This is a genomic window from Streptomyces sp. SID8374 (assembly GCF_009865135.1).
GTDB lineage: Bacteria > Actinomycetota > Actinomycetes > Streptomycetales > Streptomycetaceae > Streptomyces.
Genome location: NZ_WWGH01000001.1, coordinates 2,640,595 through 2,654,147, shown reverse-complemented (window position 1 = coordinate 2,654,147; position 13,553 = coordinate 2,640,595). Strand labels below are relative to the sequence as shown.

Genomic DNA, 13,553 nt, shown 5'->3' with positions numbered 1-13,553 from the left:
CCGGGCAGACTGGGCGGATGGCTGATCAGGACGTGCAAACGCCGGTGGGCGGCGAGCCTCCCGCGCTTTCCGTGCTCCGTTGGGACGACCTTCCGGAAGGCCCCGTGCTGGTGCTCCTCGACCAGACGCGGCTGCCCGCGGAGGAGGTTGAGCTGGTGTGCACGGATGTGCCCGCGCTGGTGCGGGCGATCCGGACGCTGGCGGTACGAGGGGCCCCGCTGCTCGGGATCGCCGGGGGGTACGGGGTGGCGCTCGCGGCGGCCCGTGGCTATGACGTGGCGGAGGCCGCGGGGCTGCTGGAGGGGGCGCGGCCCACCGCGGTGAATCTCGGTTACGGGGTGCGGCGGGTGGCCGACGCCTACTGGGCGGCTGCCGCGAAGGGGGTCGGCACGGCGGAGGCCGCCGCTGTGGCGCTGGCCGAGGCGCAGGCCCTGCACCGGGAGGACGCCCAGGCCAGCAGGCGCATGGCGGAGTACGGGACGGCGCTCCTGGAGGAGCTGCTGCCGGGGCAGGGGTATCAGCTGCTGACCCACTGCAACACCGGGGCGCTGGTCTCCGGGGGCGAGGGGACGGCGTTCGCGGTGGCGCTGCGGGTGCACCGGGAGGGGCGGCTGCGCCGGCTGTGGGTGGACGAGACCCGGCCGCTGCTCCAGGGGGCGAGGCTGACGGCGTACGAGGCGGCGCGCAGCGGGATGGCGTACAGCCTGCTCACGGACAGTGCGGCGGGCTCCCTGTTCGCCGCGGGTGAGGTGGATGCCGTACTCATTGGGGCGGACCGCATTGCCGCAGACGGCTCGGTGGCCAACAAAGTGGGGAGCTATCCGTTGGCTGTGCTCGCGAAGTACCACCATGTGCCGTTCATCGTGGTGGCGCCGACGACGACCGTGGACATGGACACGGCCGAAGGCACATCGATCATCGTTGAGCAGCGTTCCGGGCAAGAAGTGACGGAGCTCACATTGCCGAAGTCCGTATCGGCGGACGGTGGAGGTGGGATGGTCGTCGCACCCCTCGGGGCCCCGGCGTACAACCCGGCTTTCGACATCACGCCGCCCGAATTGATCACGGCGATCGTCACCGAGGAGGGCGTCATTTCCCCGGTCACGGGGGTCGGACTGGCAGAGCTGTGTGCCAGGTCATCGCAGGTAACGATTAGCTAATGGGATGATGTCGATTATGAAGGGACGCGTCCTTGTCGTCGACGACGACACCGCACTGGCCGAGATGCTCGGGATTGTGCTGCGTGGAGAAGGTTTCGAGCCGTCGTTCGTAGCGGACGGCGACAAGGCACTGGCCGCATTTCGTGAGGCCAAGCCGGACCTGGTGCTGCTCGACCTCATGCTGCCCGGAAGGGACGGCATCGAGGTGTGCAGGCTGATCAGGGCCGAGTCCGGTGTGCCGATCGTCATGCTCACTGCTAAGAGCGACACCGTCGATGTCGTGGTCGGTCTGGAATCCGGGGCCGACGACTACATCGTCAAGCCGTTCAAACCTAAGGAGTTGGTCGCCCGGATCAGGGCACGCCTGCGGCGGTCCGAAGAGCCCGCGCCGGAGCAGTTGACCATCGGTGACCTGGTCATCGACGTGGCCGGTCACTCCGTGAAGCGGGAGGGGCAGTCCATCGCCCTCACGCCGCTGGAGTTCGACCTGCTGGTCGCCCTCGCCCGCAAGCCGTGGCAGGTCTTCACCCGTGAGGTCCTGCTGGAGCAGGTCTGGGGTTACCGGCACGCGGCCGACACCCGGCTGGTGAACGTGCATGTCCAGCGGCTGCGCTCCAAGGTCGAGAAGGACCCGGAGCGGCCGGAGATCGTCGTGACCGTCCGCGGGGTCGGTTACAAGGCCGGACCGAGCTGACATGGCCGAGGGCAGCGCTGCTCCGAACCCCGGGGAGCCGGGAGTCCGTGCGGAGCGGGCTGCCGGTCCGGGACGGAAGGCTTCTCGTATGAGCCGTTTCCTGCAGGGCGGCCGGTTGTTCCAGGACCGGACGCCCGGCGGGCCCGTACCGCGTCTGCTGATGCGGTGGGTGCGCCGTCCGCTGCTGCCCGCCGTGCGGTTGTGGCGGCGCAATCTGCAGCTACGCGTCGTCGCGGGCACGCTGCTCATGTCGATGGCCGTGGTGCTGCTGCTCGGCTTCGTCGTGATCGGGCAGGTCCGCAACGGCCTCCTCGATGCGAAGGGCAAGGCCGCCCAGACCCAGGCCGCCGGTGGTTTCGCCGCGGCCCAGGAGAAGGCGAACGCCTCCCTGGCCCCGGGCGGGCAGGGCGCCGACGGGCCCGACGGCATGACCGCCAACACCTCCTGGCGCACCGAGCTCGTCGACCAGCTCGCCAGCGGCGGCAAGAACGCCTTCAACGTGGTCGCGCTCAGCGCGGACTCGGCCAACGAAGGCGCCGGCAGCCGTGCCCCGCGTGGTTCGGGCAGCGTCGAGGCCTCCAGCGTGCCCGAGCGCCTGCGCCAGGACGTGGGCAAGGGACAGGGGGCGTTCCAGACGTACTCCCTGATCCGGTACTCGTACGGCAAGGAGTCGCAGCCCGGCCTCGTCGTCGGCAAGCGCCTCTACGACATCGACCAGCACCCCTACGAGCTCTACTACCTCTTCCCGCTCACGCAGGAGGAGAAGTCCCTGACGCTGGTCAAGACGACCCTGGCGACCGCTGGACTGTTCGTCGTCGTGCTGCTCGGCGCCATCGCCTGGTTCGTGGTGCGCCAGGTCGTCACCCCGGTGCGGATGGCGGCCGGTATCGCCGAACGGCTCTCCGCCGGGAAGCTCCAGGAACGGATGAAGGTCACCGGCGAGGACGACATCGCCCGCCTCGGTGAGGCCTTCAACAAGATGGCGCAGAACCTCCAGCTGAAGATCCAGCAGCTGGAGGAGCTCTCCCGGATGCAGCGGCGCTTCGTCTCCGACGTCTCGCACGAGCTGCGGACCCCGCTCACGACCGTACGGATGGCCGCCGACGTCATCCATGAGGCGCGCGCCGACTTCGACCCCGTCACCGCGCGCTCCGCCGAGCTCCTCGGCGACCAACTCGACCGCTTCGAGTCGCTGCTCTCGGATCTGCTGGAGATCAGCCGGTTCGACGCGGGCGCGGCCGCGCTGGAGGCCGAGCCGATAGACCTGCGGGCCGTGGTGCACCGGGTGATCGGCGGTGCCGAACCGCTCGCCGAGCGCAAGGGCAGCCGGATCCTGGTCATCGGCGACGACCAGCCGGTGATCGCCGAGGCCGACGCGCGGCGCGTGGAACGGGTGCTGCGCAACCTCGTGGTCAACGCCGTGGAGCACGGCGAGGGCCGGGACGTCGTCGTGCGGATGGGCGTGGCCCAGGGCGCGGTCGCCGTGGCCGTACGGGACTACGGGGTCGGGCTCAAGCCCGGCGAGGCGACCCGGGTCTTCAACCGGTTCTGGCGTGCCGACCCGGCGCGGGCCCGGACGACCGGCGGGACCGGTCTCGGGCTCTCCATCGCCGTCGAGGACGCCCGGCTGCACGGTGGCTGGCTCCAGGCGTGGGGCGAGCCGGGCGGCGGGTCCCAGTTCCGGCTGACCCTGCCGCGTACGGCGGACGAGCCGCTGCGCGGTTCGCCGATACCGCTGGAGCCCGAGGACTCACGGCGCAACCGGGAGAACCGGGAGCGCGACGAGGCGACGGCGGGCGACACCCGGCTGGTGTCCGTACCGAACCAGCCCGGGGCGGCGAAGCGCTCGCCGCTGCCCGTGCCGGGCCGTTCCACGGTGCCGCACCCGGCCCCCGCCTCGGTGCACCCGGCGGCGCTGCCCGGCAACGGGGCCCGTGTCGTGGCACGCCCGGCACCGGAGCGTTCGGGCGGACCGGGTTCACCGGCGAGCCATTCCGACCAGGAGGACACCACTCGTGGGTACTGACCGCCGTCGCGGTGGCACCGGACGCGGCGTGCGGCTCACCGCGCTGCTCGGCTGCTCCGTCATCGCGCTCGCCGGCTGCGGGTCGATGCCGGTGACCGGTGACGTCAAGGCCGTCGACGCCTCGCAGCCCGGCGACTCCCAGGTGCAGGTGTACGCGGTGGAGCCCCGCGAGGGCGCGGCGCCCAGCGAGATCGTCGACGGGTTCCTGGAGTCGATGACCAGCGACGACCCGGGTTTCCGGACCACGCGCAAGTACCTCAGCGCGGACGCCGCCAAGACCTGGCAGCCGAGCGAGGGCACTACGGTGCTCGCCCAGGCGCCCAACCGCAGCGGCCCCCTCCTCCACGACGAGGTGCGCCGGGACTCCGAGACCTCGTACACGCTGACCGGCGAGAAGGTGGCGTCGGTCGACGCCCAGAGCTCCTACCAGCCGCTCGCCCCCACCGACTACTCCCAGATGCTGCATCTGGTGCGGGAGAAGCTGCCGGACGGGAAGGTCGAGTGGCGCATCGACATCGTGCCGGACGGTCTGGTCCTCGGGCAGTCCGACTTCAAGCGGCTCTACCGCTCCGTGAACAAGTACTACTTCGCCAGCGGGCGGACCAACGGGCAGCCGACGCTCGTCGCCGACCCCGTCTACGTACGCACCGGCACCGATCCGGTCACGCAGATGAGCACGGCGACGCAGACGGTCAGGACGCTGCTGGAGGGGCCGACGAACTGGCTGCGGCCCGTGGTCGACTCCCGCTTCCCCACCGGGACCGCGCTGCGCAAGGACGTCGTAGCACTGGCCCCCGACGACCAGAACGTGCTGAAGGTGCCGCTCAACGGCAAGGCCGACAAGGTGGGCCGGTCGGCCTGCCTGATGATGGCCGCCCAGGTGCTCTTCACCCTGCGGGACCTGACCTCGGGGGTCGAGCAGGTGGAGCTGGAGGGCGCGGGCGGCAGGCTCTGCGCGCTGGACGCGGACGAGGCGGCGAAGTTCTCCTTCGACAGTGGCTCCGGCGGGCCCGACAGCCAGTACTTCCTCGATGCCAAGGGAAGGGTCCAGCGGATCGCCGGTGCCTCCGAGGGCAAGGGGACCCCTGAGCCGGTGAGCGGCCCCCTCGGTGTCGGCGCGGTCGCGATGGGCGCCGTCGGCGTGGCCCGGGACGAACAGCGGGCCGCCGGCGTCTCGGCGACCGGGCAGCACCTCTACGTGGCCGCCATGGACGTGCCGGGCGAGCTGGCCCCGCCTGTGGTGACCAGTGCGGGGAAGAAGGCCGCCGACCGGCTGTCGTCGCCGAGCTGGGACGGCCGGGGCGACCTGTGGGTCGCCGACCGTGACAAGGCGCGCCCGAGGCTGCTGCGGCTGGTCAAGGGGGAGGGCGAACCGCAGGAGGTCCGCGTCCCGGGCCTGGACGGCGGGCGGATCGAGGAGCTGCGGCTGTCGGCGGACGGGGTGCGGATCGCCCTGCTGGTGACGGAGAACGGGCATACGACGCTGAAGATCGGCCGGGTGGAGCGGCGCGGGACCGACGAGGCGCCGGAGATCTCGGTCGAGGACCTGCGCCAGGCCGCGCCCCAGCTCACGGACGTCACGGCCATCTCCTGGTCGGGCCGCAGCCGTCTCGTGGTGGTCGGCAAGGAGCAGGGCGGTGTCCAGCAGGTGCGGTACGTGCAGGCCGACGGTTCCACGCCGTCCTCCGGCGCCTCCGGGGTGCTGCCCGGGGTGAACCAGGTCCGCGCGGTTGCCGCCGCTGACGACGAGCTGCTTCCGCTGATGGCGGAGACCGAGGGCGACGGCATAGTGAAGCTCTCGCCGGGCGACAACTGGCAGACGGTCCTGGAGGAAGGCACCTCGCTGGTCTACCCGGGCTGAGGCCGGCCCGGCGCCCCGGCCGGGGCTGACTCGCCGCCCGGGGCTGAGGCCCACCCTGGGCCGGGCTGATCCGTGGGCTTTCGCTGCCCGGAGGGCTTCCTGGTCGGAGGGCTTCCGGGCGGAGGGTTTTCCACAGGGGTGGTCCGGTCCTCCGGGGCCGGTCACAGTGGAGCCATGCGGGATTGGTGGCGGGAGTTCTCCGGTCTGGTCCTGCCGGTGGCCTGCGCGGGCTGCGGCAGGCCGCGTACGGAGCTGTGCCCGTTGTGCCGGGCCGCTCTGCACGGGGCGCCGGCCCGTGGGGTGCGGCCCTCGCCCCGGCCTGCCGGGCTTCCGGCGGTGTACGCGGCGGCGCCGTACGAGAACGCCGTACGCGCGGTGCTGCTGGCCCACAAGGAGCGCGGGGCACTCGGGCTCACCGGACCTCTCGGACGGGCCCTGGCGGCCTCCGTACGGGCCGGGACGGGGCAGGTGGGAGTCGTGGGGCCCCTGCTGCTGGTGCCCGTGCCCTCGGCGCGCTCCGCGACCGCGGCGCGCGGCCACGATCCGGTGCGCCGGATCGCCAGAGCGGCGGCGGGCGAGCTGCGGCGCACCGGCCGCCCTGCCCGGGTGGTCCCGGTGCTGCGGCAGCGCCGCGCGGTCGCCGACCAGTCGGGGCTCGCGGCGCACCGGCGCCGGGCGAATCTGGCCGGGGCGCTGGAAGTGGCCACCGGGGGAGAGCGGCTGCTCGCCCACGGGAGGGTGGTCCTGGTGGACGACCTGTTGACGACCGGATCGACGCTGGCCGAGGCGGCGCGGGCCGTCGGCGAGGCGCTCGGGAGCGGTCGGAGACCCTCCGGCCGTGAGGTGTGCGCGGCGGCGGTCGTCTCCGCTTCTCCGTCCGCCTTCGAAATAAACCGGAACTGACCGAGAACTTGCATCGTTGCAGGTAATGAGAGGGCAAAACCCCCTGAACGGAGGTAAGTACCGGCAGCGGGTGCCGATACCCGGGTGCGCAGGCTATGTTCAGTTGTGAGGAACGGTGAAGACCGAACCTCGATGAATGCACCTTGAGGTTTCGGGCAGGTAACTCACCGAAAGACCGGAGCGATCGAGCCGGTGGGGTAGTGACCTCTCCGACGGGGGAGGAGGAGGCGAAAGTCACCGAGTCCGAGGCCCCTGGGGATCTCCGGGGGCTGGTGCAAAAGGGAGATGCCCCGCCGTTGAAGCGGGGCGATCCGGGAACGGAGTTCTGCGTGGACATCGTCGTCAAGGGCCGCAAGACCGAGGTGCCCGAGCGGTTCCGCAAGCACGTGGCCGAGAAGCTGAAGCTGGACAAGATCCAGAAGTTCGACGGCAAGGTGATCAGCCTCGACGTCGAGGTGTCCAAGGAGCCGAATCCCCGTCAGGCCGACCGTTCCGACCGGGTGGAGATCACGCTCCGCTCGCGTGGGCCGGTCATCCGGGCGGAAGCGGCGGCGGGCGACCCTTACGCAGCACTCGACCTGGCCACCGGAAAGCTGGAGGCCCGGCTGCGCAAGCAGCACGACAAGCGCTACAGCCGCCGGGGCAACGGCCGTCTGTCGGCCGCGGAGGTCGGGGACGTGGTGCCGGGTGTCGCCTCGTTCGACGAGGACGGCGAGCTGGTCGGCGAGCAGCCGTCGGAACCCGTACCGACCACGAAGGTCGGATCGATCGAGGTGCAGGGCGAAGGGCCTCTCGTGATGCGGGAGAAGACCCACACCGCCGCACCCATGGCACTCGACCAGGCGCTCTACGAGATGGAACTGGTCGGGCACGACTTCTACTTGTTCGTCGACTCCGAGACGAAGGAGCCCAGTGTCGTCTACCGGCGGCACGCCTACGACTACGGCGTGATCCACCTGAGGACCGACCCGCTCGCCGCTGACGAAGCAGGCGGCGCGGGTGGTGCGCTCGGCGGCTGACGCCACCCCGTCACGGTGCCCCTGGAGCGTTTTCACGCCACCAGGGGCACCTGTGCGCGATCACAGGATCACCGCTCGGGCGTCCCGGCATGGAATCATGGCGTTCCGAGCCAATCAGGGCTCGGTGAAACGCCGTTGGCGGACGACTGATGACTATCAGGCCGTGGCCTTCAGGGGGAGGAACGATGGTGGACACCTTCGGGCCCGTGCGCGGTGCGAGTGGTTCCGACGACGCCGGTGCCCGCACCGACGACGCTCCGGACGGCATCTCGCGCAAGGAGCCCATCCGGGTCCTCGTGGTCGATGACCACGCGCTCTTCCGCAGGGGCCTGGAGATCGTCCTCGCGCAGGAGGAGGACATCCAGGTCGTCGGTGAGGCCGGCGACGGTTCCGAGGCGGTCGACAAGGCCGCCGACCTGCTGCCCGACATCATCCTGATGGATGTGCGGATGCCCAAACGCGGTGGCATCGAAGCCTGCACCTCCATCAAGGAGGTGGCACCCAGTGCGAAGATCATCATGCTGACGATCAGCGACGAGGAGGCCGACCTCTACGACGCGATCAAGGCGGGCGCCACCGGATACCTCCTCAAGGAGATCTCCACCGACGAGGTGGCCACGGCCATTCGCGCCGTCGCGGACGGGCAGTCCCAGATCAGCCCCTCCATGGCCTCCAAGCTGCTCACCGAGTTCAAATCGATGATCCAGCGCACCGACGAGCGCCGGCTCGTCCCCGCCCCCCGTCTCACCGAACGGGAACTGGAAGTCCTCAAACTCGTGGCGACCGGCATGAACAACCGGGATATCGCCAAGGAGTTGTTCATTTCCGAGAACACGGTGAAGAACCACGTCCGCAATATCCTGGAGAAGCTCCAGCTGCACTCGCGGATGGAAGCCGTGGTCTATGCCATGCGCGAGAAGATTTTGGAGATCAGGTAGCCACCGCGGCTCTCAGCGGTAGGCCCGCCGGAGCGCCCGGCCGATCTCGTCCCTGAGCGGATCGCGCAGCTCCGGGGCGTCGATCCGCTCCAGCCGGATGTCCGTGCAGCCCACCCAGGCCGCCGCCTCCACCAGCGCCTCGGCCATCGGGACCACCGCCTTCGGACCCGCCAGAGAAGCCTGCCGGGCGATCAGCGTGGTGCCCTCGCGCGCCGGGTCGACGCGGCCCTGGAGCTTCCCGCCCGCCAGCAACGGCATCGCGAAATAGCCGTGGATCCGCTTCGGCTTGGGGACGTACGCCTCCAGCCGGTGCGTGAAGCCGAAGATCCGCTCGGTGCGCGCCCGCTCCCAGACCAGGGAGTCGAACGGGGAGAGCAGCGTCGTACGGTGGCGTCCGCGCGGCTCCTTGGCCAGCGCCTCGGGGTCCGCCCAGGCGGGCTTGGCCCAGCCCTCCACCGCCACCGGGACCAGACCCGAGTCGGCGACCACCGCGTCGAACTCCTCGCCCTTGAGCCGGTGGTAGTCCGCGATGTCGCTGCGGGTGCCCACCCCCAGCGACTTGCCCGCCAGGGCGACCAGACGCCGCCGGCACTCGGTGTCGCTCAGGTCGTCGTGGAGCAGCGCGTCCGGGATGGCCCGCTCGGCCAGGTCGTAGACCCGCTTCCAGCCGCGCCGCTCGGTGCAGACCACCTCGCCGTACATCAGGGCCCGCTCCACGGCGACCTTGGACGCCGACCAGTCCCACCACTCCCCGCCGTTCTTCGCGCCGCCGAGCTCGGTCGCCGTCAACGGGCCCTCGGCGCGCAGCTGCTTGATCACCGTGTCGTAGGCGCCGTCGGGCAGATCGTGGTGCCAGTGCGGGCGGGCGCGGTAGGCGCGGCGGCGGAACGCGAAGTGCGGCCACTCCTCGACGGGCAGGATGCACGCGGCGTGCGACCAGTATTCGAAGGAGCGGCCGCCCGACCAGTACGCCTCCTCCACCGTGCGCCGCCCCACCGCGCCGAGCCGGGCGTAGGGGATCAGCTCGTGCGAGCGGGCCAGCACCGAGATGGTGTCCAGCTGGACCGCCCCGAGGTGCCGCAGCACCCCCGGCACCCCCGCCCTGCGGTCAGGAGCCCCCAGGAAGCCCTGGGCGCGCAGCGCGATGCGGCGGGCCTGGTCGGCGGAGAGTTCGACTGCGGGAGGAGGCACAGGCGTCATACGTCGAACCCTAGACCGCGCCACTGACAGTGCGGGGAGGGGCGGCGTCCCCGCCTCAGCGCACGGAGTCCGGTGCGGTGCCGGGCCGTTCGGCGTGCCGCTCGGGGAGGTAGGGGTGGGCGCCGGGAAGCCCCAGGTCGGACGGGAGCAGCGCCGCCGTCCAGGCGTCGCGCCGCACTCCCTTGTTGAGCAGCCCGGACCGCTGGTCGCCCTCCAGCCGGAACCCCGCCCGCAGGGCGACCGCACGCGAGGCCAGGTTGCCGATCTCGGCCCGCCACTCCAGCCGGTCCGCCCCGAGCGCGGTGAAGGCCCAGCGGGCGGAGCCGAGCACCGCCTCGGTGGCGTACCCGCGACCGCGGTGCTCCTTGGTGGACCAGTAGCCCACCTCGTACGTCCCCGGCCGGCTGCGGCGGTCGATGCCGAGCGCCCCGACGAGCGTCCCGCTCTCCGGCAGCACCAGCGCGAAGCTGTACGAGGAGTCGTCCCGCCAGCCCGCCGGGGAGAGCTTGGCGGTGAACAGCTCCGCGTCGGTGAGCCGGTACGGGGAGGGGATCACCGTCCAGCGCTGGATGTCCGGATCCTGGCAGGCCGCGTGCACGCGGTAGGTGTCCTGCGGGCCGAACGGCCGCATAAGAAGGCGTCGCGTGGTGAGAGTGGTCGGCTCCATACAGTGATTCTCGTGAGCGGACAGCCGCGATGCGACCACTTTTGGGGCTTCCCGGCACCTTCCGCGCCTCTGGGCCGTTGTCCGGAGAGGGTGCGGCGAGGTCCACGCGACGGCAGCCCTCCCGACGCGGTGGTGTCCTCGCTTACGATGGCCGTTGCGGTGGGGCCCACCTGCCGTGCCCGCGCCAGAGTCCATCACACGACCAGTGCCAGGCCCGACCGGCAAGGAGACCAGCCTCAGTGTCCGTCTTCAACAAGCTCATGCGTGCAGGCGAAGGCAAGATCCTGCGCAAACTGCACCGCATCGCGGACCAGGTCAGCTCCATCGAAGAGGACTTCGTCAACCTCTCCGACGCCGAGCTGCGGGCGCTCACCGACGAGTACAAGGAACGGTACGCGGACGGCGAGAGCCTGGACGACCTGCTTCCCGAAGCGTTCGCCACGGTCCGTGAGGCCGCGAAGCGCGTCCTCGGACAGCGCCACTACGACGTGCAGATGATGGGCGGAGCCGCCCTGCACCTCGGCTATGTGGCCGAGATGAAGACCGGTGAGGGCAAGACCCTCGTCGGCACCCTGCCCTCGTATCTCAACGCCCTCTCCGGCAAGGGCGTGCACCTGATCACGGTCAACGACTACCTCGCCGAGCGTGACTCCGAGCTGACGGGCCGCGTCCACAAGTTCCTGGGCCTGACCGTCGGCTGCATCGTCTCCAACATGACCCCGGCGCAGCGCCGCGAGCAGTACGCCTGCGACATCACGTACGGCACGAACAACGAGTTCGGTTTCGACTACCTCCGCGACAACATGGCGTGGTCCAAGGACGAGCTCGTCCAGCGCGGCCACAACTTCGCCGTGGTCGACGAGGTCGACTCGATCCTGGTCGACGAGGCCCGTACGCCGCTGATCATCTCCGGCCCGGCCGACCAGGCCACCAAGTGGTACGGCGACTTCGCCAAGCTGGTCACGCGTCTCACCAAGGGTGAGGCGGGCAACCAGCTCAAGGGCATCGAGGAGACCGGCGACTACGAGGTCGACGAGAAGAAGCGGACCGTGGCCATCCACGAGTCCGGTGTCGCCAAGGTCGAGGACTGGCTCGGCATCGACAACCTCTACGAGTCGGTCAACACCCCGCTCGTCGGCTATCTGAACAACGCCATCAAGGCGAAGGAACTGTTCAAGAAGGACAAGGACTACGTCGTCATCGACGGCGAAGTCATGATCGTCGACGAGCACACCGGCCGTATCCTCGCCGGCCGCCGCTACAACGAGGGCATGCACCAGGCGATCGAGGCGAAGGAAGGGGTGGACATCAAGGACGAGAACCAGACCCTCGCCACGATCACCCTCCAGAACTTCTTCCGCCTCTACGACAAGCTCTCCGGCATGACCGGTACGGCGATGACCGAGGCCGCCGAGTTCCAGCAGATCTACAAGCTGGGCGTCGTGCCGATCCCGACGAACCGGCCGATGGTCCGGGCCGACCAGTCGGACCTGATCTACCGCACCGAGGTCGCCAAGTTCGCCGCGGTCGTCGACGACATCGCCGAGAAGCACGAGAAGGGCCAGCCGATCCTGGTCGGCACCACCTCGGTCGAGAAGTCCGAGTACCTCTCGCAGCAGCTCTCCAAGCGCGGTGTCCAGCACGAGGTCCTCAACGCCAAGCAGCACGACCGGGAGGCGACGATCGTCGCCCAGGCCGGCCGCAAGGGCGCGGTCACGGTCGCCACGAACATGGCCGGCCGAGGCACCGACATCAAGCTCGGCGGCAACCCGGACGACCTCGCCGAGGCGGAGCTGCGCCAGCGCGGCCTCGACCCGGTGGAGAACGTCGAGGAGTGGGCGGCCGCGCTGCCCGCCGCGCTGGAGGCGGCCGAGCTGGCCGTGAAGGCGGAGTTCGAAGAGGTCAAGGAGCTCGGCGGGCTCTACGTGCTCGGCACGGAGCGGCACGAGTCGCGCCGTATCGACAACCAGCTGCGCGGTCGTTCCGGCCGTCAGGGCGACCCGGGCGAGTCCCGCTTCTACCTGTCGCTGGGCGACGACCTGATGCGCCTGTTCAAGGCCCAGATGGTCGAGCGCGTCATGTCGATGGCCAACGTCCCCGACGACGTGCCGATCGAGAACAAGATGGTCACCCGCGCCATCGCCTCCGCCCAGTCGCAGGTGGAGCAGCAGAACTTCGAGACGCGTAAGAACGTCCTGAAGTACGACGAGGTGCTCAACCGGCAGCGCGAGGTCATCTACGGCGAGCGCCGCCGCGTCCTGGAGGGCGAGGACCTCCAGGACCAGATCCGGCACTTCATGGACGACACGATCGACGACTACATCGCGCAGGAGACCTCCGAGGGCTTCGCCGAGGAGTGGGACCTGGACCGGCTGTGGGGCGCCTTCAAGCAGCTCTACCCGGTGAAGGTCACCGTCGAGGAGCTTGAGGAGGCGGCCGGGGACCTGGCGGGCGTCACCGCCGAGTTCATCGCCGAGTCGGTCAAGAACGACATCCACGAGCAGTACGAGGAGCGCGAGAAGACCCTCGGCTCGGAGATCATGCGTGAGCTGGAGCGGCGCGTGGTCCTCTCCGTGCTGGACCGCAAGTGGCGCGAGCACCTCTACGAGATGGACTATCTCCAGGAGGGCATCGGCCTGCGGGCCATGGCCCAGAAGGACCCGCTGGTCGAGTACCAGCGCGAGGGCTTCGACATGTTCAACGCCATGATGGAGGGCATCAAGGAGGAGTCCGTCGGCTACCTGTTCAACCTGGAGGTCCAGGTGGAGCAGCAGGTCGAGGAGGTTCCGGTGCAGGACGCGGCCGAGCGCACCTCGCTCGCCAAGGAGGGCGCTCCCGCCGCCCGTCCGGAGATCCGGGCCAAGGGCCTGGAGGCTCCGCAGCGTCCGGACCGGCTGCACTTCTCCGCTCCCACGGTGGACGGCGAGGGCGGTGTCGTCGAGGGCGACTTCGCCACCGACGGTGCGCAGTCCGGTTCCTCGGACGGCATGACGCGTGCCGAGCGCCGCAAGGCGCAGAAGAGCGGTGGCGGCGGCGGTCGCCGTCGTAAGAAGTAGCACCAGCAGTGCCGCAGGGGCCGGGGCCG

10 protein-coding genes are annotated in these 13,553 nt (G+C 70.3%); 8 read left to right on the top strand and 2 right to left on the bottom strand.

Annotation, left to right across the window (positions count from 1 at the left end; genetic code table 11):
- The first annotated feature begins 17 nt into the window (after positions 1-17).
- From mtnA to GTY67_RS11655, 7 genes are all read left to right on the top strand, one after another.
- Positions 18-1,160, top strand: a complete 1,143-nt coding sequence (gene mtnA, locus GTY67_RS11685) for an S-methyl-5-thioribose-1-phosphate isomerase (protein WP_161278606.1) — start codon at positions 18-20, stop codon at positions 1,158-1,160.
- 4 nt (positions 1,161-1,164) lie between these two features.
- Positions 1,165-1,854: a two-component system response regulator MtrA gene (gene mtrA / locus GTY67_RS11680; protein ID WP_007448372.1), complete on the top strand. Its 690-nt coding sequence runs from the start codon at positions 1,165-1,167 to the stop codon at positions 1,852-1,854.
- Between the two features lies 1 nt (position 1,855).
- Entirely contained in the window at positions 1,856-3,880 is a 2,025-nt protein-coding gene (gene mtrB, locus GTY67_RS11675) for an MtrAB system histidine kinase MtrB (protein WP_161278605.1), read from the top strand.
- 28 nt (positions 3,881-3,908) lie between these two features.
- Complete coding sequence (locus GTY67_RS11670) at positions 3,909-5,741, top strand: LpqB family beta-propeller domain-containing protein (protein ID WP_093688871.1); 1,833 nt, start codon at positions 3,909-3,911, stop codon at positions 5,739-5,741.
- Positions 5,742-5,915: 174 nt separating this feature from the next.
- Complete coding sequence (locus tag GTY67_RS11665) at positions 5,916-6,644, top strand: ComF family protein (RefSeq protein ID WP_161278604.1); 729 nt, start codon at positions 5,916-5,918, stop codon at positions 6,642-6,644.
- 329 nt (positions 6,645-6,973) lie between these two features.
- Positions 6,974-7,663 (top strand): ribosome-associated translation inhibitor RaiA, encoded by a 690-nt coding sequence (gene raiA / locus GTY67_RS11660; RefSeq protein ID WP_018512285.1) that lies wholly within the window; start codon positions 6,974-6,976, stop codon positions 7,661-7,663.
- A gap of 185 nt (positions 7,664-7,848) precedes the next feature.
- Positions 7,849-8,601 (top strand): response regulator transcription factor, encoded by a 753-nt coding sequence (locus GTY67_RS11655; RefSeq protein ID WP_093688867.1) that lies wholly within the window; start codon positions 7,849-7,851, stop codon positions 8,599-8,601.
- Positions 8,602-8,613: 12 nt separating this feature from the next.
- Here the strand turns inward: GTY67_RS11655 and GTY67_RS11650 are convergent, their stop codons facing one another.
- Together GTY67_RS11650 and GTY67_RS11645 are read right to left on the bottom strand one after the other, a co-directional pair.
- Positions 8,614-9,801, bottom strand: a complete 1,188-nt coding sequence (locus GTY67_RS11650; RefSeq protein WP_093688865.1) for a crosslink repair DNA glycosylase YcaQ family protein — start codon at positions 9,799-9,801, stop codon at positions 8,614-8,616.
- Between the two features lie 55 nt (positions 9,802-9,856).
- Entirely contained in the window at positions 9,857-10,468 is a 612-nt protein-coding gene (locus GTY67_RS11645) for a GNAT family N-acetyltransferase (RefSeq protein WP_093688863.1), read from the bottom strand.
- Positions 10,469-10,707: 239 nt separating this feature from the next.
- On the opposite strand from GTY67_RS11645, the gene secA reads away from it, so the two are divergent.
- Positions 10,708-13,524, top strand: a complete 2,817-nt coding sequence (secA, locus tag GTY67_RS11640) for a preprotein translocase subunit SecA (protein WP_093688861.1) — start codon at positions 10,708-10,710, stop codon at positions 13,522-13,524.
- The last annotated feature ends 29 nt before the right edge of the window (positions 13,525-13,553 follow it).

Bases quoted from the DNA above. Each gene is read 5' to 3' on its own strand.
- mtnA (WP_161278606.1), top strand. From the start codon at position 18: ATGGCTGATCAGGACGTGCAAACGCCGGTGGGCGGCGAGCCTCCCGCG.
- mtrA (WP_007448372.1), top strand. From the start codon at position 1,165: ATGATGTCGATTATGAAGGGACGCGTCCTTGTCGTCGACGACGACACC.
- mtrB (WP_161278605.1), top strand. From the start codon at position 1,856: ATGGCCGAGGGCAGCGCTGCTCCGAACCCCGGGGAGCCGGGAGTCCGT.
- GTY67_RS11665 (WP_161278604.1), top strand. From the start codon at position 5,916: ATGCGGGATTGGTGGCGGGAGTTCTCCGGTCTGGTCCTGCCGGTGGCC.
- GTY67_RS11655 (WP_093688867.1), top strand. From the start codon at position 7,849: ATGGTGGACACCTTCGGGCCCGTGCGCGGTGCGAGTGGTTCCGACGAC.
- GTY67_RS11650 (WP_093688865.1), bottom strand. From the start codon at position 9,801: ATGACGCCTGTGCCTCCTCCCGCAGTCGAACTCTCCGCCGACCAGGCC.
- GTY67_RS11645 (WP_093688863.1), bottom strand. From the start codon at position 10,468: ATGGAGCCGACCACTCTCACCACGCGACGCCTTCTTATGCGGCCGTTC.